Source organism: Streptomyces sp. NBC_00289 (genome assembly GCF_041435115.1).
Classification (GTDB): domain Bacteria; phylum Actinomycetota; class Actinomycetes; order Streptomycetales; family Streptomycetaceae; genus Streptomyces.
Genome location: NZ_CP108046.1, coordinates 8,973,040 through 8,999,033 on the forward strand (window position 1 = coordinate 8,973,040; position 25,994 = coordinate 8,999,033).

Consider the following 25,994-nt stretch of genomic DNA (forward strand, 5'->3'; position numbering starts at 1 on the left):
TTCTCTAGAGCGTGTCTGCCCTGTCGTCCAGCGGCCATCCCGGATCGGAGACCCACGTGTCCCTCACCTTCCACTGGTTCCTGCCCACCAACGGCGACAGCCGCCATGTCGTCGGCGGCGGTCACGGCACCCCGGCCACCGTCTCCGGACGGGACCGGCCGCCGACGGTCGCCTACCTGAGCCAGATCGCCCGCGCCGCGGAGGACCTGGGATTCGTGGGCGCGCTCACGCCGACCGGCGCCTGGTGCGAGGACGCCTGGCTGACGACCGCGATGGTCAGCCAGAACACGGAACGCCTCAAGTTCCTGGTCGCTTTCCGCCCCGGTTTCGTCTCGCCGACGCTCGCCGCGCAGATGGCCTCCACCTTCCAGCGGCAGACCGGCGGACGGCTGCTGCTCAACGTCGTCACGGGCGGCGAGAGCCACGAGCAGCGGGCCTACGGCGACTTCCTGGACAAGGGCGACCGTTATCGCCGTACGGGCGAATTCCTGCAGATCGTCAAGGAGTTGTGGGAGGGCAAGACCGTCGACCTGAAGGGGGAGCACCTCCGGGTCGAGGACGCGAAGCTGGCCCGGGTGCCCGACCCGGTGCCCGAGGTGTACTTCGGCGGGTCCTCGCCGATCGCCGGTGAGGTCGCCGCGAAGCACGTCGACGTCTACCTCACCTGGGGCGAGCCGCCGGCCCAGGTCGCGGAGAAGATCGCCTGGGTCAGGGGGCTCGCGGCGAAGGAAGGGCGGACGCTGCGGTTCGGCATCCGACTGCATGTCATCACCCGGGACACCTCGGAAGAGGCCTGGGCGGAGGCGAACCGGCTGCTCGCCGGCTTCGACGCGGAGACCGTCAGGTCCGTCCAGGCCGGGCTGGCGCGCAGTGAGTCGGAGGGGCAGCAGCGGATGCTCGCCCTGCACGGCGGCGGCAGCCGAGACGGCCTGGAGATCCACCCCAACCTGTGGGCCGGCATCGGACTGGTGCGCGGCGGAGCGGGGACCGCGCTGGTCGGCAGCCACGACGAGGTCGCCGAACGGATCCGGGAGTACGCGGCCCTCGGCATCGAGGAGTTCGTGCTGTCCGGGTATCCGCACCTGGAGGAGGCGTACTGGTTCGGCGAGGGGGTGCTGCCCCGGCTGGCCGAACGGGGACTGTGGCGGCACCCGTTCCGTACGGAGTCCGCGCCCTCGGCGCAGGTGCCGTTCGCGAGCTGAATGAAGGCGTTTCGCCCATACGGCGGCGAATTCAAATGAATATTCAACTGGCTCTCGCGCGACCGTTCTTCACGTGTCGAATTCTTCTCGATTCGTCACTAGCATGGGCGTATGAACGCGACACCGGACTTCTACGTGGTAAGGGAGGGCGACTCGCTCTCCAAAATCGCGGCCATGTTCCATGTGACACTGGCCCAGGTCAGGAAGTGGAACCCCCAGATCAAGAATCCGAACCTGATTCACCCGGGCCAGCGGGTCCGCGTGACGGAGCCGACCGCGGTGCCGGTCAGCGACGACGAGCCCTTCCCGGGCAAGGACTTCTTCCAGTCGTCCGTGAGCAGCCCGATCATCGAGGTCATGGGCTGGCGCCTCATCGAGGAGGGCTGCTCGGCATATCCCGACGAGCCCGACCTCCAGTGGAGCGAGGCCGATCGGAGGTCCTACGCCAAGTGGCAGGAGAAACTCGGCTTCATCGGCAGCGATGCCAACGGTATTCCGGGCCGCAATTCGTGGGAGAAACTCCATGTGCCCGCTCTCCACATGAGTGAATAGCCCGCCCCAGGCACCGACGGAGACCGGCGATGGACACTTCCGTGGCGGCCGGGGAAAGCACAGGGCCCCGGCGAGTGCCTGGATCGTCCCGGTCTGGGGTGTTGATCTCGGTGGTGGGCCCCGGAAGCAGGTGAACACGGCACCTGTGGATCATGTAGTTCTCTACGCTGCAAGATCCACGAAGGTGCCGTGTTCGTTTCTCCATCATCCCTTGTCGCTGTCCCCGTGCCTTGTGCGCCCTGCCTGGAAGCCCTCGGCGAGGGTGCCGCCAAGGAGCAAGTGCGCTGCCTGGTCGCCGAGTTCGAGTCGGTCACCGATCCGAGAGGGGCTTGCGGAGTGCGGTACCGGCTCTCCTCGCTGCTGGCCCTGGTGGTCTGCGCGATGACCCCGTCCGGCCACGACTCGATCACCGCGGCGGCGGAGTGGTGCCGACGTGCGGCGCCGGAGGAACTGGCCGCCTTCGGCCTGCCCTACCACCCACTCCTTGGCCGCTACCGGGTGCCGAGCGAGAAAACCCTGCGCAGCGTCCTGGGGCGACTCGATCCCGGTGAGATCGGCGCGGCCGGTTACGACTACCTTCGGCCTCTGCTGTCCGCACAGCCCCGCCGGCCGGAGCCGGTGATGCCCGACGGTGGCACCGAACGTGAACAGCGCCGGGCTCACCGGGCGGCCGCCCGCGCCGAGCCGGTACGGCTCCGGCGGCGGGCGATCGCGGTGGACGGCAAGTGCCTGCGCGGCGCGAGGCGCCCGGACGGCAGCCGCGTCTTCGTCCTGTCCGCCGTCCGTCACGGCGACGGTGTCACTCTCGCCTCCCGCGAGATCGGCGCGAAGACCAACGAAATCCCCGAGTTCGCACCTCTCCTCGACCAGATCGACGACGCGGATCTCACGGGGGTGGTCGTTACCGCCGATGCCCTCCACGCCCAACGCGACCACGCCATCTACCTGCGCGAACGCGGCGCTCACTACCTGCTGACCATCAAGAACAACCAGCGCGGCCAGGCCCGTCAACTCCACGCCCTGCCCTGGAAGGAGATCCCTGTGATCCACCGCGACGACGCCCGGGGCCACGGCCGTCACGAGCAGCGGCTCGTGCAGGTCGTCACCGTCGAGGGCCTGCTCTTCCCGCACGCGGCCCAGGTCCTGCGGATCCAGCGCCGACGCCGTCTCTACGGGGCGAAAAAATGGTCCAGCGAGACCGTCTACGCCATCACCGACCTGCCCGCCGAGGAAGCGAACGCAGCCGAGATCGCGTCCTGGGCTCGCGGGCACTGGACCGTGGAAAATACCGTCCACTGGTGTCGAGATGTCACTTTCAACGAGGACAAGTCCCAGGTCAGAACCCGCAACGCGCCCGCCGTACTCGCTACCCTCCGCGACCTGATCCGCAGCGCGCTCAAGCTCGCCGGCTACGTCAACACCGCCGCCGGACGACGAGCCCACACCGAGCGCCCCCGCGTCCTCGCCCTCTACGGCATCACATAACCAAACCGGACGATCCAGGCACACGCCGGGGCCCTGGGGGAAAGCACCTGGGCCAGTGCGCGCCGACGGCTCGCCGTCGGCCTGCGTCCCCGACCACCGCGGTCGCCGTGGCGGGCTCGGGCCAGAACCCGTCTCGCCTATCTCGAGGTGCAGCTGAGACGCGAGGAAACCAGGCCGTGCGACGACGACCGCAGGACGTTCCTCGAAGGAACGAAAGGCCATCTCGACCAGGCCCGCGCCGCGGCCGACGAGGTGTTCGGCTGGCGGCGGCCCTGGTCCGGCTCGACCGCCCGTGAAGGCGTCTGGTCGAATCTGCGCAGCGCCGACGTGCTGCTGCTCCAACTGGTGTCCGACACGGAGGTCGCCGGCCGCGCCAGCGAGGTCATGGCGCTGGTCAAGCGCCATCTGGACAGGGACGACCCACGGCGCATCAGGCTCGCCCAGCGGATCCGTCACATCATCGCCGGCGAGATGACGCCGAGCGACCGTGAACTGCTGGCCCGGGCACTGGACAGCGCGTACAACAACCTGGACGGCGAACTGGCCCGGGTCCGGAGCCTGCGCAACATCCTCTGGACCGCCACGTTCCTCGTCCTCGCCGGCGTGGCGGGCCTCGCCCTCTACGGCTGGTTCTCCCCCAGCTCGCTCAGCCTGTGCTTCGCCCCCGAGGTCGGGGCCGGTGACGCGAACCATGTGGACGTGGTGTGCCCCAGCATGGAGTACCACAACAGGCCGCCGGGCACCGTTCCGAGCAGCCTCGCCCTGCCGCGGGACATCGTCACCGTCGAGGTCGCCGGGCTGGCCGGCGCGGCACTCACCGTCATCGCCTCGCTGCGCCGTATCCGGGGCACCAGCGCCCCGTACATGCTCCCCCTGGCGTCGGCGGTGCTGAAGTTCCCGACCGGCGCCCTGTCGGCCTTCCTCGGGGTGCTGCTGATCAGGGGAGCCTTCGTCCCCGGCCTCAGCAACCTGGACAGCAGGGCGCAGGTCCTCGCCTGGGCGGCGGTCTTCGGCGCCGCCCAACACCTGGTGACCCGCCTGGTCGACGACCGGGCGCAGATGACGCTGTCGGAACTGGGCAGACCGACCGACGCGGTGGTCGACCGGGAGAACGCCGCCGTCATGGCCGACGACGGGCCCGGACCGGCGGGCCCGATCGGACCACCGGCCGCCCCGGAGCGAGCCGGTGCCGGATTCCGTGGTGGCCCGGACGCGGACCCGGACGGCGGCCCGGAGCAGGAAGCACCGGTGAGGCCACCCGGACGGGAAGCCGGCCGGTGACCCAGACCGCGGAGGGGCCCCGTCATGCGGGTCCACCATGCACGCCCCTCCATGGGGGGCCCACCATGCAGGCCAACCACGGGGGCCCACCATGCAGGCCCAACCACGGGGCCCACCACGCAGACCCCACAATGGGGGCCCACCACGTGGGCCCCGTCGGCCGGCCCCGTCAGGCGGTCAGCGCGTCGAGGTGAGCTGTCCGTGACTCCGCCGTCTGGCCCTGCACCATCAGGAACAGCGCCTCCCGTGCCAGTCGTTGGGCCTTGTTCGCCAGCAGCATCGTGCGGCCTCCGCCGGCCACCACCGCCGCCGTGGTCGCCGCCTGCATCACCCCGTACGCCCGTGTCCTCAGGGCCAGACGTTCCGCCGGGTGTTCGTGGGGCGCCGCGCCGTCGATCAGGGCGTAGGACCGGCGGCGCACCTCGGCGAGGCGGGCGCGCAGCGGGGCCGCGGTGTCCTCGTCCAGCAGCGTCAGGGCCGCCTCCGTGAGGCCGAAGACCGCCGGGTTGGCGTTCAGGGTCCTGAGCCGGTCCGCCGCCGCCCAGCGGTCGTGCGGGGCGCGCAGCGCGACAGCCTCCTCCGGGAGCCACAGGCCGTCCAGTTCCAGGGAGACCGTGCGGGCCGCGGTGAGGGCGGCGAGGCGCATCGGGGCCGAGGCCCGCAGTCCCGGCTGTTCCCGCGCCTCGGCGAAGGCGAACAGGACCTCGTCGGCGTCGGTGACCCCGGCGAGGAGCAGCACGTCGTTCAGGCCCCACCCGGTGTACCAGGGAACCGTCCCGTCGAAGCGCCGGCCGGTCCGCTCCCGGGTGACCCGCACGGGGACGCGGGGGTACGCCCGGACGTGCGCGTAGGCCACCCCGGACAGCAGCTCACCGGTCGCCAGCCGGCCCAGCAGCCGATCGCGCACCGGGGCCTCGCTGCCGGCCAGCGTCAGCACCGGTGTGTGGTGCTGGGTCTGCACGAACCAGGTCGAGCAGCACGCCCCGGCCAGGATCTCCGCCGTCTCGCGCACCACCGCTCCGGGTGCGGCGGCCCCGCCGTACTCCCTCGGCGCGTTCAGCCCGAGCAGGCCCGAGCGCCTGATCTCCGCGAGGTGGCTCACGGGGACCTCTCGCTGGTCGACCTGTTCTGCGTGCGGGGCGAGGAGGTCGTCCGCGAGGCGGCGGGCGCGGGTGACGAGGGGATGCGGGGCGGTCATGGGCGAGATTCTTCCGGTGTCGCGTGGCCCGGTGTCGATCCGGGGGTGCGCCGTTCGTGTAGGAGGTGAGAGAACGGCACCCGGACACCTCGGAGGACGTCATGAAGTACTACCTGCTCAGCGTGATCACGCCCCGTGACGGCGAGCCGCCGTCGGACGAGGGCATGGCGGAGATCGGCCGCAACCTCGAGACGTTCCACCAGGAGTTGCGCGAGGCCGACGCCTGGGTGTTCGCCGGGGGCCTGCACGGAACGGAGACGGCCACGGTGCTGCGCCCCCAGGACGGCGATGTTCTCGTCACCGACGGGCCGTACGCCGAGGGCAAGGAGTACCTCGGCGGGATCTGCCTGATCAAGGCGCCGGACCTCGACGCCGCCCTGCACTGGGGCCGGCGGGCGGCCTGGGCGACGACCCTTCCCATCGAGGTGCGCCCGTTCATGGGCGAGGCCTGATGCCCCTGGACGTCGAGGCCGTGTTCCGCGCGGAGTACGGCCGTGCCGTCGCCGTCCTCGTCCGCTTCCTCGGCGACATCGACCTCGCCGAGGAAGCGGTCCAGGACGCCTTCACCACGGCCGTACGGCGCTGGCCCGAGACCGGGGCGCCGCCGAGTCCGGCGGGATGGATCATCACCACCGCCCGCAACAGCGCGGTCGACCGGCTGCGCCGCGAGTCCTCCCGGGACGCCCGGCAGGCCGAGGCCGCCCGGCTGTACGCCCCCGACCCGCCCGCGGAGGAGGGCCCCGTGCGTGACGACCGGCTCCGGCTCATCTTCACCTGCTGCCATCCGGCACTCGCTCCGCAGGCGCAGGTCGCCCTCACCCTCCGGCTGCTCGGGGGGCTGAGCACACAGCGGATCGCCCGGGCGTTCCTCGTGCCCGAGCCGACCATGGCCCAGCGCCTGGTCCGCGCCAAGTCGAAGATCCGCGACGCGCGGATCCCGTACCGGGTGCCTCGCGACGCCGACCTGCCCGACCGGCTGAAGGGCGTCCTGGCCGTCGTCTACCTGATCTTCAACGAGGGGTACACGGGCGACGCCGGCCTGTGTGCCGAGGCAGTGCGCCTGGGCCGTCTCCTCACCGAGCTGATGCCGGACGAGCCCGAGGCGACCGGCCTGCTGGCGCTGATGCTGCTCGTCGAGTCGCGCCGGCCGGCCCGGCTCGACGAGCGGGGCGCGCTCGTACCGCTGCCCGAGCAGGACCGTGGCCGCTGGGACCGCGACCTCATCGCCGAGGGGCAGGAGCTGGTCCGCCGCTGTCTGCGCCGGAACCAGCCGGGGTCGTACCAGACCCAGGCCGCGATCCAGGCCGTACACAGCGACGCGCCGACCGGCGCCGCTACCGACTGGGGGCAGATCCTGCGCCTCTACGACCAGCTCGTGGCCGTCGCCCCCAGCCCGGTCGTGGCGCTGAACCGAGCGGTCGCCGTCGCCGAGGCGGACGGCCCGCGCCGGGCTCTCGAACTCGTCGACGCCCTGGACCTCGACGGCTACCACGTCTTCCACGCGGTCCGCGCCGACCTGCTGCGCCGACTGGGCCGCGACACCGAGGCGGTACGGGCGTACGAGGCGGCCCGCGAGCTCACCGACAGCCCGGCCGAGCAGGCCTACCTGGACGGGCGCGCCCGTCGCCTCACGCGCTGAGCGACGCCGTACGCCCTGGTCGGACCCGGGCGCGGGCGGAGTGGAGGGGGAGCGGCCGGGGAGTCCGGTGGTGTGACGGCCCCGATACACAAAGTCAGGTCCGTGGTGGTGGAATTTACTTGGGCAGCTGAAAGGTTGGCATTTACATCCGATCGCTCGTCCGACCGTTCGAGAACGCGCCGCGGGCCGCAAGGCACGCGCACCACCAGCGAGGCACCGTGAACCAGCCCACCCCCGAGCAGCCCGCCGACACCGTGGCCCGGCTGCGCGCCACCTTCCGCACCGGCCGCACCAAGCCCCTCGAGTGGCGCACGGCCCAGCTGCGCCGGCTGCGCGAGATGCTCACCGAGAACGGCCCGGACCTTGCCGCGGCCCTCCATGCCGACCTGGGCAAGAGCTCCACCGAGGCCCATCGCACCGAGATCGACTTCACGGTCCGCGAGATCGACCACACCCTCGACCACCTCGCCGGCTGGCTGCGCCCCGAGCCTGCCCCGATCCCGGCACATCTGGGCGCCGACGCCTCCGCCTGGACGCAGTACGACCCGCTCGGCGTCGTCCTCGTCATCGCCCCCTGGAACTACCCGGCCCAGCTCCTGCTCGCCCCCGTGGTCGGCGCTCTGGCCGCGGGCAACACCGTGGTCGCCAAGCCCAGCGAGCTGGCTCCCGCCACCTCCGCCGTGCTGGCGCGGCTGCTGCCCGCGTACCTCGACACCGACGCGGTCGCCGTCGTCGAGGGCGGCATCCCGGAGACCACCGCCCTGCTGGCCGAGCGCTTCGACCACATCTTCTACACCGGCAACGGCACGGTCGGCCGGATCGTCATGCGCGCCGCCGCCGAGCATCTCACCCCGGTGACCCTCGAACTGGGCGGCAAATCACCGGCGTTCGTCGACCGCGACACCGACCTGGACGTCGTCGCGGCCCGGCTCGCGCGCGGCAAGTTCCTCAACGCCGGGCAGACCTGCGTGGCCCCCGACTACGTCCTGACCGACCCGGAGACCGCCGCCGCCCTCGAGCCCGCGCTGGCCCGCGCCGTCGAGACCCTGTACGGCGCAGACCCGGCGGCCTCCGTCGAGTACGGCCGCATCGTCAACGAACGGCACTTCGACCGGCTGTCCCGCCTGCTCGACTCCGGACGTGTCGTGGTGGGCGGCGCCACCGACCGCGCGTCCAAGTACATCGCGCCGACCGTCCTGGCCGATGTCGATCCCGCGTCGCCGGTGATGCGGGAGGAGATCTTCGGTCCCGTGCTGCCGATCGTCACGGTCCCCGGCCTGGACGAGGCGATCGACTTCGTCAACGACCGCGACAAGCCGCTCGCCCTGTACGTCTTCAGCGACTCCGCCGACACCCGCGGGCGCATCGCCGCCGAGACCTCCTCCGGTGCGCTCGGCCACGGCCTCCCGCTCGCTCATCTCACCGTCTCCGACCTGCCGTTCGGCGGGGTGGGCGAGAGCGGTACGGGCAGCTATCACGGGCGCTACTCGATCGAGACCTTCAGCCACCGCAAGGCCGTGCTGGAGAAGCCGCTGAGCTGATGCCGACGGCAGGTCCACCCATATGTGCGGTGGCGAAGCGGAGTTGACTGGTCTACACCCTTGACTGGTACAGACCAAAGCGGTTGAGTATGGCTCCCACCCCCCACCACGGCCGCGCCCACGCCGTGCCGGGTACACCGGCACGTGCGTTCAAGGTCCGGCTTCGCCCTGCCCTTGTCCGGGTGCGGCCGTGCTCCGCAAAGGAGTTGTTCCTGTGTCGAGGCGCCGCATCTCCGCCGTGGTCACCGCACTCGTCCTCGGCAGCGCCGTGCCCGTGCTGCTGCCCGCCGCACCCGCGTCCGCCGCCGCGTGTTCGAGCTATCCCGCCTGGACGGCCGGCCGGTCGTACGCCACCGGCGACATCGTCCGCTACACCGACGGCAAGGCCTACATCGCCGAACACGACAACCCGGGCTACGACCCGACCATCAGCACCTGGTACTGGGATCCCTACGCCTGCGACACCGGCTCGGGAAACCCCTCCGGCACGTTCGTGGTGAGCGAGTCCCAGTTCAACCAGATGTTCCCGAACCGGAACTCCTTCTACTCCTACAGCGGCCTCACCGCCGCCCTGAGTGCCTACCCCGGCTTCGCGAAGACCGGAAGCGACACGGTGAAGCGGCAGGAGGCCGCGGCCTTCCTCGCCAACGTCAACCACGAGACCGGCGGCCTGGTGTACGTCGTCGAACAGAACACCGCCAACTACCCCCACTACTGCGACTGGAGCCAGTCGTACGGCTGCCCGGCCGGCCAGTCCGCCTACTACGGGCGCGGCCCCATCCAGCTCAGCTGGAACTTCAACTACAAGGCCGCAGGCGACGCGCTCGGCATCGATCTCCTGAACAACCCCTGGCTGGTGCAGAACGACTCCGCCGTGGCCTGGAAGACCGCCCTCTGGTACTGGAACACCCAGACCGGACCCGGCAGCATGACCCCGCACAACGCCATGGTCAACGGCGCCGGTTTCGGCCAGACCATCCGCTCCATCAACGGCTCGCTCGAATGCGACGGCAAGAACCCGGCCCAGGTGCAGAGTCGCGTGGACGCCTACCAGCGGTTCACGCAGATCCTCGCCACGACGCCGGGCGGCAACCTCTACTGCTGAGGACACGGGGTCCGCGCAGTGGTCGCTCCGGGCCCTCCGGCGCGTGCCGAACTCGCGGGTGACCACCGGAAGGCTCCCCGCGGGCGCCGCCGGCATCCGAGCACCCGGCCGCTTCCGACGCCAGGGGCACCGGGGCGCCGACCGGAGCCCCTGAGCGACCTGCCCGTCCACCGCATCGCTTCGGCGCGACGCGGTGGACGGGCGGTGCCGTCTCCTCCCGCCGGCGGCCGGGACTCTTCCTCCGGGCCTCGGGGCCCCCGCCGTGACCGCCCGGCCGCGGCCCTGCCGGCTGGTACCGATCCCACGACCCCGCCCCCGACGAGCCGCGTTCGCCCCGGCCGGCCAGAGGCGACTGGCGAGCGCGAGGTTTTACGTATAACGTCTCCGGTCAATCCCCACCCCGGAGAGGCCCCGATGCGACGTATCGCCCTGGTCACCCTCGTCGTCGACGACTACGACGAAGCGATCCGCTTCTACACCGAGGCCCTCGGTTTCCGCCTCGTCGAGGACACCCCGCGCCCCGACGGCTCCCGCTGGGTCGTCGTCCGGCCGGGCCCGGAGGACGGCGGCACCGACCTCCTGCTCGCCCGGGCCAAGGACGAGGCCCAGCAGGGCCGCGTCGGCGACCAGACCGGCGGTCGCGTCGGCTTCTTCCTGCACACCGACGACTTCGCCCGCGACCACGCCCGGATGCTCGCCGCCGGCGTGACCTTCCTGGAGGAGCCGCGGCACGAGCCGTACGGCTCGGTCGCCGTCTTCCAGGACCTGTACGGAAACCGCTGGGACCTGCTCCAGCCCGCCACCGACTGAGACCCACCTGCCGAGGAACACGCACATGACCGCGCCCCGCATCGACACCGAGACCCTTCGCCGCCTGCCCAAGGCCGTCCTGCACGACCACCTCGACGGTGGCCTGCGCCCCGCCACGGTGGTGGAGCTAGCGGAGTCGGTCGGCCACACCCTGCCCACGACGGACCCCGAGGCCCTGGCCGCCTGGTACTTCGAGGCCGCCAACTCCGGTGACCTGGTCCGCTACATAGCCACCTTCGAGCACACCCTCGCGGTGCTGCAGAGCCGCGAGGGCCTGCTGCGCACGGCCGAGGAGTACGTGCTCGACCTCGCCGCCGACGGCGTCGTCTACGGCGAGGTGCGCTACGCCCCCGAGCTGATGCTGAACGGTGGGCTGGCCCTGCCCGAGGTCGTCGAGACCGTCCAGGAGGGGCTGGCCGCCGGCATGGCCAAGGCGGCTGCCGCGGGCACGCCGGTCCGGGTGGGCACCCTGCTGTGCGGCATGCGGATGTTCGACCGCACGCGGGAGACCGCCGACCTCGCGGTGGCCTTCCGGGACGCGGGCGTCGTCGGCTTCGACATCGCGGGCGCCGAGGACGGCTTCCCGCCCGCCGACCACCTGGCCGCCTTCGAGCACCTGCGCCGCGAGAGCGTCCCTTTCACCATCCACGCGGGCGAGGCGCACGGCCTGCCCAGCATCCACCAGGCGCTCCAGGTGTGCGGCGCCCAGCGCATCGGCCACGGCGTGCGCATCACCGACGACATCGTCGACGGCAAGCTCGGCCGCCTCGCCGGCTGGGTCCGCGACCGCCGGATAGCCCTGGAGATGTGCCCCACCTCCAACCTGCAGACCGGCGCCGCCGAGTCGATCGCCGAGCACCCGATCACGGCCCTGAAGGACCTGGGCTTCCGGGTCACCCTCAACACCGACAACCGGCTGGTGTCGGGTACGACGATGACCCGTGAGATGTCCCTGCTGGTGGAGGAGGCGGGCTGGACGGTCGAGGACCTGCGCACGGTCACGGTGAACGCCCTCAAGAGCGCCTTCGTCCCGTTCGACGAGCGCAACGCCCTGATCGAGGACGTCGTCCTGCCCGGCTACGAGGCCGCGCTCTGAAGCAGCCCCCGCAGATAGGCGGCCTGTCCGACGTGCTGCAGATCGTCGGACAGGACGCTGACCAGCCGTACGGCCAGGGTGACCGGTGGCTCCCAGCGCTCGTCCACGACGCGCTCGAGGTCCGCGGCGGTCAGGCCGCGCAGGAACCCCAGGCTCTGCTCGTGCACGGCGTCGTAGTAGCCGGTCAGCAGGTCACCGGAGTCGACGCGCACCTTGGCGACCTGCGCGGCGCTGTGTCCGTAGCCCGTGGCCCTGCGGGGCAGATCGAGGCCGAAGCGCTTCTCCCAGTCCTGTGACAGCCACACCTGGTCGAGCCCGGAGGCGTCGGCCACGTGGTCGTCCTGGACCCGGGTGAGGTGCCAGACCAGCCAGGATATGGAGTTGGCGTCCGGGGCGGGGCGGGCGTTGAGCACGTCCGGGGGCAGATCGCCGACGGCGGCGTGGACTTCTTCCTGGATGCGGTTGAACCCGTCGATGAGGATGTCCTTTGCATGCATACGTCCACCATCGCGCATCGCGATCCGTCCTGCGTCCGGAATCCGGCTCCCGTGGAAACCGCCCGCGGAAGAGGACAGGGCGCGTCAGGAGGGACGGGCCCCGTCCTGGAGTGTTGCCAGGCCCTCCGTTTCGAGCAGTTCCATCAGGGCCCGGGCCGCCGGACTGGTCGTCTGCGGGGGCGGCAGCAGGGCCACCGTCTCGTACACCGCGTCGCCGGTGCCCTTGAGCGGGACGGCCGCGAGTGACTCCCGCTTGTGCCGGAAATGCGCCGGTACGACGGCGATGCCGAGGTTCTCGTCCACCAGGTTGAGCAGTTCGTGCACGTCATTGACCTCCAGCGCGACGGTGCGTCCCACGCCCGCGGCGGCGAAGGCGGCGTCGGTCATGCACCGCGGACCCCAGTCCGGGTGGAAGTCGACGAAGACCTCGCCGCCCAGCTCGTCCGGTGTGACGGCCGCGCCGGCGGTGGCGAGCCGGTGGGTGGGGTGGCACAGCACGGTCATCGGCTCGTCGGTCAGGGGGACGGAACGCAGCTGGTCGGTGTCCGCCTGCATGCGCACCGCGAACGCCAGGTCGAGGCGGCCGGCCGCGACCTCCTCCGCCAGCGCGCCCGAGCCCGCCTGCCGCAGCCGGATCTCCACGTCCGGATGCTGTCGCCGGAACGCGGCCAGCAGCCTCGCCACGTGGACACCCGCGATGCACTGCTCGGTGCCCAGCGCGAGCGTGCCCCGCAGCACGCCCTGCACGGCGGCGACGGCCTCGTGGGCCGCCCGCACCTGCGCCAGGATGCGCTCGGCCTCGCCCAGCAGCGCCCGCCCGGCCTCGGTGAGCGTCACCCGGCGGGTGGTCCGCACGAACAGCGGGGTCTGCAACTCCCGCTCCAGGGCCCGGATGGAGGCGGACAGGCCGGACTGGGACACCATGAGCCGTTCGGCGGCCCGGGTGAAATGCCGGTCCTCGGCGACCGCTACGAAGTGCTGGAGGTGGCGCAGTTCCATGATTGAGAAGCCTATCCGCTGAATTCCATCGGATTCTTCTGTTGGACCGCTGCCCGCAGGTCGCGAAAGATGGGACCGGATTCCTGGGTCTCCCGGAAACCGCACCCGTGCCAACCCCACTGGAGTCGCGTTGTACACCGCACACACCGACCGTTACGCGGACATGCCCTACCGGCGCACCGGGCGCAGCGGCCTGAAGCTCCCCGCGCTGTCGCTCGGCCTGTGGCACAACTTCGGCCCGGACCGGCCGGTCGAGACGCAGCGCGCGATCCTGCGCCGCGCCTTCGACCTCGGTGTCACCCACTTCGACCTGGCCAACAACTACGGCCCGCCGCCCGGTGCCGCCGAGTCCGCCCTCGGCGAGGCACTCAAGGCGGACTTCGCGCCGTACCGCGACGAGCTCGTCATCTCCACCAAGGCCGGATACCTGATGTGGCCCGGCCCGTACGGCGAGTGGGGCTCGCGCAAGTACCTGCTGTCCTCCCTGGACCAGAGCCTGACCCGGATGGGCCTGGAGTACGTCGACATCTTCTACTCGCACCGCCCCGACCCGGAGACTCCCCTGGAGGAGACGATGGGCGCCCTGCACACGGCCGTCCAGCAGGGCAAGGCGCTGTACGCCGGCGTCTCCAACTACTCGCCGGAGCAGACCCGCGAGGCCGCCCGCATCCTCGGTGAGCTGGGCACCCCGCTGCTCATCCACCAGCCGCGCTACTCGATGCTCGACCGGCGTCCCGAGGACGGTCTGCTCGACGCCCTGGACGAGCTCCGGGTCGGCTCCATCGCCTACTCACCGCTGGAGCAGGGCCTCCTCACGGGCCGCTACCTGGACGGCATCCCGGAGGGCTCGCGGGCGGCGAGCGACAGCCCCTTCCTGAACTCCGACGCGGTCACCGAGGAACTGGTCGGACGGCTGCGCTCCCTGGACGACCTCGCCAAGTCCCGCGGTCAGTCCCTGGCCCAGATGGCGCTGGCCTGGGTGCTGCGCGGCGGCCGGGTCACCTCCGCGCTCGTCGGGGCGAGCAGCCCGCAGCAGCTCGCGGACAGCGTCGAGGCCATCCGCAACCTCGACTTCGACGCGGACGAACTGGCCCGGATCGACGCGCTCGTCCAGGGCTGAAGCACCCCGGGTGCGGTGCTCCGACAGGTCCCGGAGGCGATCGGCCGCCTCCGGGACCTCTGCCGTGCGCCGGGGCCCCCGCTCCGGCTACGCGCCGAGCCGCTCCTCGAGCCGTACGGTCACCGTGTCGCCCTCGCCCTTGCCGAGCGCTTCGCGCAGTTCGGCCTTGACGGGCAGCTTGTGGGTGCCGTCGCCCAGGGCCATGAACGAGCTGCGGAAAGGGTGCCCGTCCATCGTGCCGCGCACCTTCACGAGGCCACGGGTGCCGAAGAACTCCGCGGACCCGGGCCAGACGAGGTAGGTCCAGCCGCCGTCGCTCGGGCTCCTGCGCAGTACGGCGGTGAACTGCTCGTCGAGTGGTGCGTTCGTACCCATGTCGTCCTCCGCTCGGTGGTCCCCGTATCCAAGAGACCGCCGGGAGCGGGAAAACTCATCGCGGAGTCCGACGCCGAACGTGTAGTTGTCAGCTTTCGGCCAACCGGCTTGGTGAATATGCCAGGAGAGTGGCCAAAAAGTCGTGGTGACAGTGTTTCGGTAGTGAACATACTCAACAGTTGAAGGACTTCACGTCGAGCGAAGCAACGATCACGTACTGCACACGAGCCGCACGAAAGAGAGGCCCAGCCGAGAGGCGAGCGGAGCTACGGGGGTGTGAACCGTGCACGACGAGTTCCTGTGCCATGTCACGGCGTACGGTACCTGCGCCGGCCGGCGCATCGGCGTGCCGCTGGGAACCTATCGGGCGCCCACCCTGGCCCTCGCCCTGTGGTGGCTGCGCGACCGCGCCTCGTGGATGGCCGATCGCCTCGATCCCCGCCCCGAGGCGGCACACTTCCCCCCGAGCGCGCTCGTCCCGGTCTCCGACACCGTGCTCGACGTACCGACCGTGCTGCGCGCCTGGTGCGGCGACGCCGCCCGGCAGGAGCTGGTCGCGGACGGACTGGCGGCCGGACGGCTGGTGCGGATCGCCGTCAGCGACGACACCACCGAGTACGAACTGATGGCCGAGTCCGTCGACGCCCTGCGCATGCAGCGCACCACCCCGGGCCTGGTCGTGCCCGTCGCCTGACACACCCGAAGCTCCGGCGCCGACCCCTCCGTGGCAGGGACTCCGGCTCACCGGCGCGTCCACCGCGCCATCAGCCCGCCCAGGAGTCCGGTGGCCAGCCCCCACAGGACGGCCAGGCCCAGCGCGGGCCAGATCTCCGGGTCCAGAAACAGTTCACCGGACAGGCCCCCGCCCAGGTCGCCGAAGACGAGCAGCGACAGGCCGTAGTGCGCGGACACGCGGCCCGTCAGGCAGACCATGAGGACCGTCAGTGCCAGCGCGGCCGCCATCCGCACCGCGTGCCGCCAGACCCGGGTGCCCGCCGGTGACCGCGCCGCCATCACGTACGCGGCGGCGGACAGCAGCACCGCGTCGACGGCCACGAGCCACCACACGCGGCCGTCGTACCGGGACAGCGTGCCCAGGTTGAGCGCGGAGACGTCGCCGGTGCGCAGCACCTCGTCGAGCACGTGCGGCATGGGCAGCCCGAACGGGCCCTGCACCCGGCCGTGCCACGTCGCCCCGAGGCCGATCGTGAGCGTCAGCCACACCAGGTTCGGCATGCCGAGCAGGATCACGGCCAGGGTCTCGGCCGCGGGTCCGCGGGTCACCGCCACGACGAGGGCGATGACGACGCCCAGGGCGACGTACACGAGCAGCAGGACGACCATGGCGTACGCGGCCGGCCGTACCGACTCCCGCAGGCGCAGCAGCCGGGCCCGCAGCGGAGGCTCACCGGAGACCAGCACCGCCACCACCAGCACAGCGCCCAGCCACACCAGGCCGGAGATCACGCTCAGTGGCACGTCAGTGGTGAAGCCGACCCTCGGCGCGACGTCGAACACGTCACCCAGGTCGGCGAGCACTCCCTCCCCGAGGGAGACCGCGAAGGTCTGGCGGGCCGCGAGGGCGAGGGCCGTCAGCGCGAGCAGCCACGGCACGGCGATCCGGCCCGCCCAGCCGGCCAGCTCGCCACCGCCGACGACCGCACGGCGCCGCAGCGGCCGAAGGAAACCCGCGGCGAGCGACAGGGCCCCGACGAGCGTGACCGACAGCGGGACCACCGTCAGCCCCGCCCGCGTCTCGGCCAGCTCCCCGGCGTCCCCGGACAGCTCGAGACTGCCGCCGACCGCGGTGACCACGGTGGCCGCGACGACTCTGGGGAACGCGTTGTCCGGGAGGTCCGTCGCACCCGCCGCCCACAGACCAAGGGCGGCGACCACCGCCATGGCGACGAGCGTGCCCAGCGCCGTGACGAGCGCCTGGGGCCAGCCGGGGCGGGCGACCGCCTGCTCGGAACGGGTTCGACGGCTCACGCTGTCACGCTAAGCAGCACCGACCCGGCCCGCCCGCCGGGAGGACCGTCCGCGCCGGCCCGCGCGACGCGCGGGACCGGACCCGACGGTCGTGCCGCAAGCGGCGTCACCGGATCTGGGGCCTGTCGTCAGGATCAGGACGGGCTCGCCTGATCCGAACGACGGACCCTGGTGGACTGCGCGGCGCGAGTCGGGGTACGAGGACTGGTGCAGCAGCGTCCGGGCAGTCCGGCATTCGAGAGAGAAACGCATGATCGATCATCTGGACGGGGCAGTGATACCGACTGGTTTCGACGTGCCCGTGGATCCGCTCCGGCGGGCGGCGCACTACACGGGCGAACCGGGTTGCATCGCCGAGGCCCGGCATTTCGCCGCGCTCTTCCTCCAGCAGCTGAGGACCGAGTGGTGTGCCGAGATCGACCGCCGTGTCCAGGACGAGGTACTCCTGGTCGTCAGCGAACTCGTCACCAACGCCGACCGGCACAGCGACGGCCCGTACATCCTGGAGCTGGAGGGGACCGACACCTCGCTCACCGTGGCCGTCTACGACAGCAGCGCCGCCCTGCCCCGGCGTTTTCCCCGTGACCCCCAGCGCATCGGCCGGCACGGGCTGGAGATCGTCCACGCCCTCGCGGCCGAGGTCGCCGTGGAACGGGTGCCGGTGGGCAAACGCGTGACCGCCGCCGTGCACCTCGACAAACGCAACTGAGCCGGACCCGGGTCGGCCTGCCCCCACCCGGCCCCACCGGACGCGAGTGCCGCCCCATACCTGAAGGTGGGGCGGCACCCGCTCGTGGATCCCTCGGTCAGGCGCAGCCGAGCTCGCCCAGCATGCCCTCGCGCAGGCGGGTGATGATCCGCTTGATCAGCCGGGACACGTGCATCTGCGAGCAGCCGAGCAGTTCGCCGATCTCCGCCTGGGTGGCCTCCTCCACGAACCGCATGTGGATGATCTGGCGGTCGCGTTCGCTCAGCTCCGCCATCAGCGGGGCGAGCGACTGGAAGTCCTCGACGAGCCGCAGCCCGTCCTCCTCCACACCGATGAAGTCGGCCAGCACCGCCTCGCCGCCCTCGGCGCCGTCACCGGTGAGCGCGGCGTCCAGGGAAGAGGAGTTGTAGCCGTTGGAAGCGATCTGCGCCTCGACCACCTCCTTCTCGGAGATGTTCATCAGCGTGGCCAGTTCGGCGACCGTGGGATCGCGGTCGAGGCGGCTGGCGAGTTCCTCACGCGCCTTGGCCAGTTCGACCCGCAGCTCCTGCAGGCGGCGCGGCACGTGCACGGCCCAGGTGGTGTCACGGAAGAACCGCTTTATCTCGCCCACGATGTAGGGCAGCGCGAACGAGGTGAACTCGACCTCGCGCGCCAGCTCGAAGCGGTCGATGGCCTTGATCAGGCCGATCATGCCGGTCTGGACGATGTCCTCCATGTCGTCCCCGCGGCCCCGGAACCGGCCCGCCGCGAACCGCACCAACGACATGTTCATCTCGATGAGGGTGTTGCGCGCGTACTGGTACTCGTGCGTGCCCTCCTCGAGTTCCGTCAGGCGCCTGAAGAACTGGCGGGACAGCTCACGCGCGTCGCGCGGAGCCACGGTCCTCGGGTTCTCGACCCCCGGCAGCGGACCGGCACCCGTCGTCCTGGTCCTGGTGGATTCGGCGGTCTCCTCGACGACCTGTGCCTCCGGCCGGATCACGGCGGTGTCCATTACCTCTCCCCAAGTCACGGCATCTGCCCCTACGGCCTCGGTGTGTCCAAGGTCCCTGTCCGGGTGTCGCGGCTTGCCGTGTACCCCGTTCGCGGCGACGTATGCACACATCGACCGCCGGGCGGCGCACCGCCCGCGAGACCTTCTCCACAGCGCGTACCCGGCCTGTGACGGACCATGCCCTCCGTGTGGCCGCGGAAGGGAAAAAGGTGTGCGGGACCGGGGCGCCGAGGCCGTGACCCCGCAGCCGGTACCACTTCCAATCTGCCACTCCCGGGCCCGGCGCGCCACGTGGCCCACGAGCCGTCGCGGGGTCAGGAACGTGGATTCCCCCCAGGGCGGAATGCCACTCCCTTCCCCCGGAGCCCGGAAATCCTAGGCTGAGGGGGTGAGCAACCAAGCGCCCAACGAAGCCCGCGTCATCCCGCTGCGTCCGCCGGCCGTGCGCCCGGCCGCCTCACCCGCGCCACCCACGCCCGCCCCCAGGGAGCCCCTGTGGCGTGACCTGGTCGGGGACGTCCTGCGGCGCGAACGCCTCGCGCAGGAACGCACGCTGAAGGACGTGGCCGACGCGGCGCGGATCTCCATGCCCTATCTCTCGGAGGTGGAGCGCGGCCGCAAGGAGGCCTCGTCGGAGGTCCTCGCGGCCGCCGCCCACGCGCTGGGCCTGGGCCTGGGCGACCTGCTGTCGCTGGCGCAGGGCGAGCTCACCCGGCTCTCCGCCCGCCGACACGGCAGGGGCCGGGCCACTTCCACCTCGCCGTACAACGGACTGTGCCTGGCCGCCTGACGACGCCCTCCCGCCGACGGCCGCGGATCCGGCGCCTCAGACCATCATGGGGCGCCGGCCCAGCACTTCGTCCGCCAGTCCGTACGCCACGGCCTCCCGCGCGGTGAAGACCTTGTCGCGGTCCATGTCGGCCCGCAGCGTCGCGATGTCGTGGTGCGTGTGCCGCGCCAGCACCTCCTCGACCTGGGAGCGGATCCGGACCATCTCCTTGGCCTGGAGGGCGAGGTCGGTCACCGTTCCCTGCCGTCCGCCGCTGGCCGGCTGCCCGAGCAGCACGCGCGCGTGCTCGAGGACGAACCGCCGCCCGGGGTCCCCGCCGGCCAGGAGCACCGCCGCCGTGGACGCCGCCTGCCCGACGCAGAAGGTCGAGATCGGTGCCTGTACGAACGTCATCGTGTCGTAGATCGCCATCAGCGAAGTGAACGAGCCGCCGGGCGAGTTGAGGTAGACGGCGATCTCCTGCTCCGGGGCCGCCGACTCCAGATGCAGGAGTTGCGCGATGACGACGTTGGCGACGCCGTCGTCGATCTCCGTGCCGAGGAAGATGATCCGCTCGGACAGCAGCCGGCTGAACACGTCGTAGGACCGCTCACCCTGCGGGGTCCGCTCGACGACGTTCGGAATCGTGTAGGTCCCCATCTCACAGCCCCATCCGTCGTCGTGAGGCGGTCGGGCGGATGTCCGCGAGGGACTCCACGACCCGGTCCACCATGCCGTAGTCCCTGGCCTGCCCGGCCGTGAACCAGCGGTCGCGGTCGCCGTCCCGGGAGATGGTCTCGGCGCTCTGACCGGTGTGCTCCGCGGTGATCCGCTCGATGGTCCGTTTCGTGAACTCCAGGTTCTCCGCCTGGATCTCGATGTCCGCGGTCGTGCCGCCGATGCCCGCCGACGGCTGGTGCATCATGACGCGCGCGTTGGGCAGCGCGTAGCGCTTGCCCTGCGCGCCGACGCTGAGCAGGAACTGCCCCATGCTCGCGGCGAAGCCCATGGCGAGTGTGGAGACGTCGTTGGGGATCAGCCGCATCGTGTCGTAGATCGCGAGACCCGCGTGCACCGAACCGCCCGGGCTGTTGATGTACAGGCCGATGTCGGTGTGAGGGTCCTCCGCGGACAGGATCAGCAACTGCGCGCAGACCCGGTTCGCGGAGACCTCGTCGACCTGGGTGCCCAGGAAGACGACGCGCTGGGCGAGCAGTTGCGCGGCCAGGTGGTCGTCGAACCGGGTCGCGGGGGTGTCGCCGTCCTCGGCCCGCGGCATCGGGGCCGGGGCGAAGCCGGTGGTGAGTGGAGACATCGGCGCTCCTCGTCGAGTCGTCGGAGATGTCGGGTGCGGCGGTGGTCGCCGCGTTCTCCACTCTCGGGTGCGATGCGCCGCTGCCGCGGGTTTCTCGGCCCGCAGCAGATTCGCCCACGGCAGAGCGCTCAGGGCGTGTGCTTCTCGCGCAGCTCCCGGAAGAACGCGCGCACGTCGCCGACCAGCAGATCGGGCTCCTCCATCGCCGCGAAGTGCCCGCCCCGGTCGAACTCGGTCCACCGCACGAGGTTCTCGGTCCGTTCCGCCTTGTGCCGCAGGGGAAGCTGGAGCTCGGCCGGGAAGACGGCGAGCGCGGTGGGGGCGGTGGAGGGCTCGGCCGGTGCCGCCGCCCGACCGGTGGCGTGCGCCCGCTCGTAGTAGACGCGGGCCGACGAACCGGCGGTCCCGGTCAGCCAGTACAGCATGACGTTGGTGAGCAGCCGGTTGCGGTCCACGGCTTCCTCGGGCAGTTCCTCCGAGTCGGTCCACTCCCTGAACTTCTCGACGATCCAGGCGAGTTGGCCGACGGGGGAGTCGGTGAGGGCATACGCCAGGGTCTGCGGCCGGGTGGACTGCAGGACGGCGTATCCCGTGCCCTCGCGCGACCACGCGCTCCACCGGTGCCACGAGGTGAGCGTCTTCTCCCGCTCCTCGGGGCCCAGTGCCGCCAGTTCGTCGGGGGTCGGTTCGGTGGCGGCCTGCGCGCCCGGCAGCAGGTTGAGGTGCACGCCGATGACGCGTTCCGGGTGCGCGCGGCCCAGTTCGCGGGAGATCGCCGCACCCCAGTCGCCGCCCTGGGCGCCGAAGCGCGAGTAGCCGAGCCGCCCCATCAGTTCGGCCCAGGCGTCGGCGATCCGGCCGGCCTCCCAGCCGGTGTCCGGCGTGGGGCCCGACAGCCCGAACCCCGGGATGCTCGGTACGACCACGTGAAAGGCGTCGGAGGGGTCGCCGCCGTGGGCGGCCGGATCGGTGAGCGGCCCCACGACGTCGAGGAACTCGACGATCGACCCCGGCCAGCCATGGGTGATGATCAGCGGGGTCGCGTCGGGCTCGGGGGAGCGGACATGCGCGAAGTGGACGGTCGCCCCGTCGACGGTGGCCGTGAACTGCGGCCACTCGTTGAGCCGCTCCTCGGCCGCCCGCCAGTCGTAGGCGTGCCGCCAGTGCCGTACCAGCTCCCGCAGATAGTCCGGGGGAACACCGTGGGACCAGCCGACCCCCGGCAGCGCCTCCGGCCACCGGGTGCGGTCGAGGCGCTCGTGCAGATCGTCGAGATCGCGCTGCGGTACGTCGATACGGAACGGGCTGATGCTGTCTGTGTCTGCGGGCGAGGACGTCATGATCCGGATGCTAGTTCCGGGCGGTGACAGGGCCAATCGGATCAACGGTCCGTCGGCCGATGGGTTTTCTGGGATCGATCTGTCGTCGACCGATGAGTTTCGCGGGAACGATCGGTCGACACAGATGACCGCGTTCCACGCTCCAGGAGGTACTCATGACCACCGAGGGATTCACCACGTGTCTCTGGTTCGACGGCCAGGCCGAGGAGGCCGCCCACTACTACGTGTCGATCTTCAAGAACTCCGGCATCGGGCGCGTCAGCCGCTACACGGACGGCAGCCCCGGTGACCCCGGCTCCGTGATGGCGGTGGAGTTCACGGCGAACGGCCACAAGTTCCTCGGCCTCAACGGCGGACCGCAGTTCACGTTCACTGAGGCGATCTCCTTCCAGATCTTCTGCGAGAACCAGGAGGAGGTCGACCACTTCTGGACCAGGCTCACCGAGAACGGCGGCGAGACCGGGAACTGCGGCTGGCTCAAGGACAGGTACGGCGTGTCCTGGCAGGTGATCCCGGACAGGCTCATCGGCATGATCAGCGACCCCGACCCGGAGAAGGCGGCGCGCACGACCCAGGCCATGATGTCGATGTACAAGCTCGACATCGCGGCTCTGGAGAAGGCGTACGCGGGCGAGTGAACCGCCCCGCCGGGCCGGCCGTCGCGCCTGTCAGGGCGCGGCCGGCCGCTCGGCGAGGATCTCCCTGATCACATGCCGGGAGTTCGCGGCCAGGGCCGGATTGGTGTCCCAGTAGTAGGGCAGCTGGATCAGCGAGATCGACAGCGCCCAGCCACGGCCGCGGGCCCACTCGGCGTCGTCGGCGCCGACCGCCCGCCGGAAGGTCTCCCGCGCCGCTCCGGGCAGCAGGTTCCAGGCGATGATCAGGTCCACGGCGGGATCGCCCACGCCCACCGTGCCGAAGTCGATGACGGCGCCGAGCCGCCCCCGCGCCACGAGGACGTTCCCGGGCATCAGGTCGCCGTGCGCCCAGGCGGGCGGTCCGCCGTGCCGCGGGAGGCGCAGTGCCTCCTCCCACCGGGCCGACACCGCGGCGGTGTCGATCCGCCCCTCCAGCAGGCCGATGGCCTCCCGGGTGAGCGCGTCCCGGGTGGCGAGAGGCACGCCCCGGTGGTTGGGCGGACCGTCGTGCGGATCGATCCGGCGCAGCGCGAGGACGAACTCCGCGAGGTCCCGGGCCAGCGACTCCGGCTCCTCCACGGCGCCAGCGACCGGGTTGCCGCCCTCCAACCAGCGGTAGACGGACCAGGGCCACGGGAAGTCCTCGCCCGGCCTGCCCTGTCCCAGCGGCTCGGGTACGGGGACCGGCAGCGAGGACGCCAGCCTGGGCAGCCAGCGCTGTTCGTGCGCCACACTTTCCACCGCTCCGGGGCGCCGGGGCAGCCGCACCACCTTGTCCGGGCCCAGTCGGAACATGGCGTTCTCGGTCCCGGAGGACGCCAGGCGCTCGACGGGGAGCCCGGTCCACTCGGGGAACTGTTCGGCGACCAGCCGACCGACCAGGGACGCGTCGAGGTCGACCTCGTCCGCGTGCATCTTCACGGCACACATGCGGTCCATCCCATCGTCCGGCGAGCGGGAAGTCGAACGAATTCGGCGGGCGTCAGCGGTGGTCGCCGATCACCCGGGTGATCTCCCGAACGATGCGCAGGATGCCGGGGGAGCGGACCGGGCAGGGCTTCGGTGTCGAGGTCGTCGGTGCCAGGCAGAAGAAGAGACGGACCGGCATGGCTCCCAGCCGTTCTCGCGGCGGTCGGCCGGCCGTGGTTTCCGCGACGGGCTCCTGCGTTCGGCGCGCGGGCGGGCGAACCGCTCGCTAGCGTGTGGAATCGGACCATTCGCCGATTCGGAGAGGCCGCTGCCATGGCCGTACGACCAGAGGGAACGCCCTGTTGGGCCGATGCGATGTTCAGCGACGTCGAGGGAGCCAAGAGCTTCTACGGCGGCGTCCTCGGCTGGACCTTCGGCGAGTCGTCGTCGGAGTACGGCAACTACACCCAGGCCTACGTGGACGGCAAGGCGGTCGCCGCCGTGGTCCCGCCGATGCCGGGGCAGGAGGGCCAGTCGCAGTGGTGCCTGTACTTCGCGTCCTCCGACGCCGCCGCCACCGCCGCCAGGATCCGTGAGAAGGGCGGCGAGGTGCTGATGGAGCCGATGCAGGTCGGCGACTTCGGCACGATGTGCCTGGCACGCGACCCGAGCGGCGTCGTGTTCGGCGTGTGGCAGGCCGGCGTCCACGAGGGCTTCGAGGCGCCGCCCGAGCAGCCCGGGGCGTTCTGCTGGGCCGAGGTCTTCACCCGGGAGCCCGAGAAGTCGGACGCGTTCTTCCCGGCGGTCTTCGGTTACACGGCGAAACAGATGGACGACGCGGGGGTCGACTTCCGCATGTACAACCTCGGCGACGACACCGTTCTCGGCCGGATGAGGATGACCGAGGACTTCCCGCCCGAGGTGCCGCCCTACATCAACGTCTACTTCACGGTCGACGACTGCGACGAGGCCGTCGCCCGGGCCACCAAGCTCGGTGGTGTGCTGCGCTTCGGGCCCATGGACACCCCGTTCGGGCGCTTCGCCGCCATCAGCGACCCGCAGGGCGCCGCGTTCTCGGTCATCGACGTCACGACGACCGCGGGCGAGCTGCCGAAGACGACCGACGTCTCCTGACGACGCCCCTCGCGCTCAGCGGCCCAGCCCGACCGTGGCATGATCGGGGCCATGCGTGAACGTGTGGTGGCCGCGTGCGACGGGGCTTCGAAGGGAAACCCGGGACCGGCGGGCTGGGCCTGGGTCGTCGCGGACGAGACGGAGACACCGGCCCGCTGGGAGGCGGGGCCGCTCGGCAAGGCCACCAACAACGTCGCCGAACTCACCGCGTTGGAGCGCCTGTTGGCGGCCACCGAAGCCGACGTACCGCTCGAGATCCGGATGGACTCGCAGTACGCCATGAAGGCCGTCACCACCTGGCTGCCCGGCTGGAAGCGCAACGGCTGGAAGACGTCAGCCGGCAAGCCGGTCGCCAACCAGGAGCTGGTCGTCCGCATCGACGAGCTGCTCGACGGCCGCTCCGTCGAGTTCCGCTACGTGCCGGCCCACCAGGTCGACGGCGACCCGCTCAACGACTTCGCCGACCGGGCCGCCAGCCTGGCGGCGATCGTCCAGGAGCCCGCGGGCAGCGCCCTCGGCTCGCCGGAACCGCCGCCGGCACCGGACACCCCGCCGTCCGCCGCTCCGCGCCGCAGGTCCGGCGGGAGCAAGGCGTCGGGCGGGGCGAAGGCGTCCGGCGGCGCCGCACGGACGATCAAAGCGAAGTTCCCCGGCCGCTGCGTCTGCGGACGCTCCTACGCGGCCGGGGAACCCATCACCAAGAACGCTCAGGGCTGGGGCCACCCGGAATGCCGTACGGAGGCGTCCGGGTAGCGCGCCCACGGGGCGGTCAGACGACCGCGCCGCGCCAGCCGCCGGTCTCCCGGCCGCGGTGCTCGATGAACTTCTTGAAGCGCTCCAGGTCACCCTTGGTCTGCCGCTTCACGAACCCGAGCTTGTCGCCCACCTTCTCGGTGAGGCTCTCCGGCACGAACTCCATCTGCAGCATCACCTTGGTGTGGTCCGCGTCAAGGCGGTGGAAGGTGACGACGCCCGCCTGCTTGGCCTCGCCGGAAACCGTCGTCCAGGCGACCCGCTCGTCCGGGATCTGCTCGGTGATCTCGGCGTCGAACTCCTTCTGCACCCCGTCCACCTTGGTGACCCAGTGGGTGAGCGTGTCGGAGCGCTGCTCGATGCGTTCCACGCCGCTCATGAACTCAGGGAACGTCTCGAACTGGGTCCACTGGTTGTAGGCGGTGTGCACGGGGACGCCGACCTCGATGGATTCCTCGACCTGCGACACGCGTGATTCACTCCTTCGTCTGCTCGGCGGTTGTGTCCGGCGCGGGTACCCATGACCTGTTGGTCAAACCGC

The 25,994-nt window shown here is 71.3% G+C and carries 28 protein-coding genes and 1 pseudogene; 17 read left to right on the top strand and 12 right to left on the bottom strand.

Going from position 1 to position 25,994, the window contains the following annotated elements:
• The first annotated feature begins 56 nt into the window (after nucleotides 1–56).
• The 4 genes from OG985_RS40610 (at nucleotide 57) to OG985_RS40625 (ending at nucleotide 4,520) form a co-directional block, all read left to right on the top strand.
• Nucleotides 57–1,202, top strand: a complete 1,146-nt coding sequence (locus OG985_RS40610) for an LLM class flavin-dependent oxidoreductase (protein ID WP_371673389.1) — start codon at nucleotides 57–59, stop codon at nucleotides 1,200–1,202.
• A gap of 111 nt (nucleotides 1,203–1,313) precedes the next feature.
• Nucleotides 1,314–1,754, top strand: coding sequence for a peptidoglycan-binding protein (locus OG985_RS40615; RefSeq protein ID WP_371673390.1), 441 nt, complete (start codon nucleotides 1,314–1,316; stop codon nucleotides 1,752–1,754).
• Between the two features lie 189 nt (nucleotides 1,755–1,943).
• Entirely contained in the window at nucleotides 1,944–3,239 is a 1,296-nt protein-coding gene (locus OG985_RS40620) for an ISAs1 family transposase (RefSeq protein ID WP_371666527.1), read from the top strand.
• A 147-nt stretch (nucleotides 3,240–3,386) separates the two neighbouring features.
• Entirely contained in the window at nucleotides 3,387–4,520 is a 1,134-nt protein-coding gene (locus OG985_RS40625; protein WP_371673391.1) for a hypothetical protein, read from the top strand.
• 169 nt (nucleotides 4,521–4,689) lie between these two features.
• On the opposite strand, the gene OG985_RS40630 is transcribed toward OG985_RS40625, so the two are convergent.
• Nucleotides 4,690–5,718: an acyl-CoA dehydrogenase family protein gene (locus tag OG985_RS40630; protein WP_371673392.1), complete on the bottom strand. Its 1,029-nt coding sequence runs from the start codon at nucleotides 5,716–5,718 to the stop codon at nucleotides 4,690–4,692.
• 101 nt (nucleotides 5,719–5,819) lie between these two features.
• On the opposite strand from OG985_RS40630, the gene OG985_RS40635 reads away from it, so the two are divergent.
• The 6 genes from OG985_RS40635 to OG985_RS40660 all read left to right on the top strand — a co-directional run bounded on the left by OG985_RS40635 (nucleotide 5,820) and on the right by OG985_RS40660 (nucleotide 11,909).
• Nucleotides 5,820–6,170, top strand: a complete 351-nt coding sequence (locus OG985_RS40635; protein WP_371674633.1) for a YciI family protein — start codon at nucleotides 5,820–5,822, stop codon at nucleotides 6,168–6,170.
• Nucleotides 6,170–7,357, top strand: coding sequence for an RNA polymerase sigma factor (locus OG985_RS40640; RefSeq protein WP_371673393.1), 1,188 nt, complete (start codon nucleotides 6,170–6,172; stop codon nucleotides 7,355–7,357). Before OG985_RS40635 ends, OG985_RS40640 begins: the two co-directional genes overlap by 1 nt.
• Before the next feature lie 146 nt (nucleotides 7,358–7,503).
• On the top strand, nucleotides 7,504–8,898 hold the full coding sequence (locus OG985_RS40645) for an aldehyde dehydrogenase family protein (RefSeq protein ID WP_371674634.1): 1,395 nt from the start codon (nucleotides 7,504–7,506) through the stop codon (nucleotides 8,896–8,898).
• 214 nt (nucleotides 8,899–9,112) lie between these two features.
• The gene (locus OG985_RS40650; RefSeq protein WP_371673394.1) at nucleotides 9,113–10,003 is read left to right on the top strand and encodes a glycoside hydrolase family 19 protein; all 891 of its coding nucleotides are present in this window, start codon (nucleotides 9,113–9,115) and stop codon (nucleotides 10,001–10,003) included.
• 414 nt (nucleotides 10,004–10,417) lie between these two features.
• Entirely contained in the window at nucleotides 10,418–10,813 is a 396-nt protein-coding gene (locus OG985_RS40655; RefSeq protein WP_371673395.1) for a VOC family protein, read from the top strand.
• Between the two features lie 25 nt (nucleotides 10,814–10,838).
• Nucleotides 10,839–11,909 carry an adenosine deaminase gene (locus OG985_RS40660; RefSeq protein WP_371673396.1) on the top strand — a complete coding sequence of 357 codons (1,071 nt, stop codon included), beginning with the start codon at nucleotides 10,839–10,841 and terminating at the stop codon, nucleotides 11,907–11,909.
• Here OG985_RS40660 and OG985_RS40665 read toward each other — a convergent pair.
• On the bottom strand, nucleotides 11,891–12,406 hold the full coding sequence (locus tag OG985_RS40665) for a DinB family protein (RefSeq protein WP_371673397.1): 516 nt from the start codon (nucleotides 12,404–12,406) through the stop codon (nucleotides 11,891–11,893). The two genes, OG985_RS40660 and OG985_RS40665, sit on opposite strands and share 19 nt — an antisense overlap.
• Nucleotides 12,407–12,490: 84 nt before the next feature.
• Complete coding sequence (locus OG985_RS40670) at nucleotides 12,491–13,405, bottom strand: LysR substrate-binding domain-containing protein (RefSeq protein WP_371673398.1); 915 nt, start codon at nucleotides 13,403–13,405, stop codon at nucleotides 12,491–12,493.
• 130 nt (nucleotides 13,406–13,535) lie between these two features.
• On the opposite strand from OG985_RS40670, the gene mgrA reads away from it, so the two are divergent.
• Entirely contained in the window at nucleotides 13,536–14,525 is a 990-nt protein-coding gene (gene mgrA / locus OG985_RS40675) for an L-glyceraldehyde 3-phosphate reductase (RefSeq protein WP_371673399.1), read from the top strand.
• Nucleotides 14,526–14,612: 87 nt separating this feature from the next.
• On the opposite strand, the gene OG985_RS40680 is transcribed toward mgrA, so the two are convergent.
• A complete protein-coding gene (locus OG985_RS40680; protein WP_371673400.1) occupies nucleotides 14,613–14,900 on the bottom strand; it encodes a DUF1905 domain-containing protein in 288 nt (95 codons plus the stop codon).
• 283 nt (nucleotides 14,901–15,183) lie between these two features.
• Between OG985_RS40680 and OG985_RS40685 the strand changes: the two genes are divergently transcribed.
• Nucleotides 15,184–15,594 carry a hypothetical protein gene (locus tag OG985_RS40685; RefSeq protein ID WP_371673401.1) on the top strand — a complete coding sequence of 137 codons (411 nt, stop codon included), beginning with the start codon at nucleotides 15,184–15,186 and terminating at the stop codon, nucleotides 15,592–15,594.
• A gap of 47 nt (nucleotides 15,595–15,641) precedes the next feature.
• Here the strand turns inward: OG985_RS40685 and OG985_RS40690 are convergent, their stop codons facing one another.
• On the bottom strand, nucleotides 15,642–16,889 hold the full coding sequence (locus OG985_RS40690; RefSeq protein WP_371673402.1) for a streptophobe family protein: 1,248 nt from the start codon (nucleotides 16,887–16,889) through the stop codon (nucleotides 15,642–15,644).
• A gap of 250 nt (nucleotides 16,890–17,139) precedes the next feature.
• On the opposite strand from OG985_RS40690, the gene OG985_RS40695 reads away from it, so the two are divergent.
• A complete protein-coding gene (locus OG985_RS40695; protein ID WP_371673403.1) occupies nucleotides 17,140–17,598 on the top strand; it encodes an ATP-binding protein in 459 nt (152 codons plus the stop codon).
• A gap of 97 nt (nucleotides 17,599–17,695) precedes the next feature.
• Here OG985_RS40695 and OG985_RS40700 read toward each other — a convergent pair whose 3' ends face one another.
• Nucleotides 17,696–18,595: an RNA polymerase sigma factor SigF gene (locus OG985_RS40700; protein WP_371673404.1), complete on the bottom strand. Its 900-nt coding sequence runs from the start codon at nucleotides 18,593–18,595 to the stop codon at nucleotides 17,696–17,698.
• A gap of 388 nt (nucleotides 18,596–18,983) precedes the next feature.
• Between OG985_RS40700 and OG985_RS40705 the strand changes: the two genes are divergently transcribed.
• Nucleotides 18,984–19,385: a helix-turn-helix domain-containing protein gene (locus OG985_RS40705; RefSeq protein WP_371673405.1), complete on the top strand. Its 402-nt coding sequence runs from the start codon at nucleotides 18,984–18,986 to the stop codon at nucleotides 19,383–19,385.
• A 36-nt stretch (nucleotides 19,386–19,421) separates the two neighbouring features.
• Here OG985_RS40705 and OG985_RS40710 read toward each other — a convergent pair whose 3' ends face one another.
• From OG985_RS40710 to OG985_RS40720, 3 genes are all read right to left on the bottom strand, one after another.
• Nucleotides 19,422–20,024, bottom strand: coding sequence for a ClpP family protease (locus tag OG985_RS40710; RefSeq protein ID WP_371673406.1), 603 nt, complete (start codon nucleotides 20,022–20,024; stop codon nucleotides 19,422–19,424).
• Between the two features lies 1 nt (nucleotide 20,025).
• Entirely contained in the window at nucleotides 20,026–20,679 is a 654-nt protein-coding gene (locus OG985_RS40715; protein ID WP_371673407.1) for an ATP-dependent Clp protease proteolytic subunit, read from the bottom strand.
• 128 nt (nucleotides 20,680–20,807) lie between these two features.
• Nucleotides 20,808–22,019, bottom strand: a complete 1,212-nt coding sequence (locus OG985_RS40720; protein ID WP_371673408.1) for an epoxide hydrolase family protein — start codon at nucleotides 22,017–22,019, stop codon at nucleotides 20,808–20,810.
• 155 nt (nucleotides 22,020–22,174) lie between these two features.
• Between OG985_RS40720 and OG985_RS40725 the strand changes: the two genes are divergently transcribed.
• Nucleotides 22,175–22,657 (top strand): VOC family protein, encoded by a 483-nt coding sequence (locus tag OG985_RS40725; RefSeq protein WP_371673409.1) that lies wholly within the window; start codon nucleotides 22,175–22,177, stop codon nucleotides 22,655–22,657.
• Between the two features lie 30 nt (nucleotides 22,658–22,687).
• On the opposite strand, the gene OG985_RS40730 is transcribed toward OG985_RS40725, so the two are convergent.
• Together OG985_RS40730 and OG985_RS40735 are read right to left on the bottom strand one after the other, a co-directional pair.
• Complete coding sequence (locus OG985_RS40730; protein WP_371673410.1) at nucleotides 22,688–23,587, bottom strand: aminoglycoside phosphotransferase family protein; 900 nt, start codon at nucleotides 23,585–23,587, stop codon at nucleotides 22,688–22,690.
• 52 nt (nucleotides 23,588–23,639) lie between these two features.
• A pseudogene (locus OG985_RS40735) lies at nucleotides 23,640–23,753 on the bottom strand (SGNH/GDSL hydrolase family protein); the annotation flags it as partial.
• 146 nt (nucleotides 23,754–23,899) lie between these two features.
• Between OG985_RS40735 and OG985_RS40740 the strand changes: the two are divergent.
• A complete protein-coding gene (locus OG985_RS40740) occupies nucleotides 23,900–24,700 on the top strand; it encodes a VOC family protein (protein WP_371673411.1) in 801 nt (266 codons plus the stop codon).
• Between the two features lie 39 nt (nucleotides 24,701–24,739).
• Nucleotides 24,740–25,453, top strand: a complete 714-nt coding sequence (locus tag OG985_RS40745; RefSeq protein WP_371673412.1) for a ribonuclease H — start codon at nucleotides 24,740–24,742, stop codon at nucleotides 25,451–25,453.
• Between the two features lie 16 nt (nucleotides 25,454–25,469).
• On the opposite strand, the gene OG985_RS40750 is transcribed toward OG985_RS40745, so the two are convergent.
• Entirely contained in the window at nucleotides 25,470–25,922 is a 453-nt protein-coding gene (locus OG985_RS40750) for an SRPBCC family protein (protein WP_371673413.1), read from the bottom strand.
• Nucleotides 25,923–25,994 lie beyond the last annotated feature (72 nt).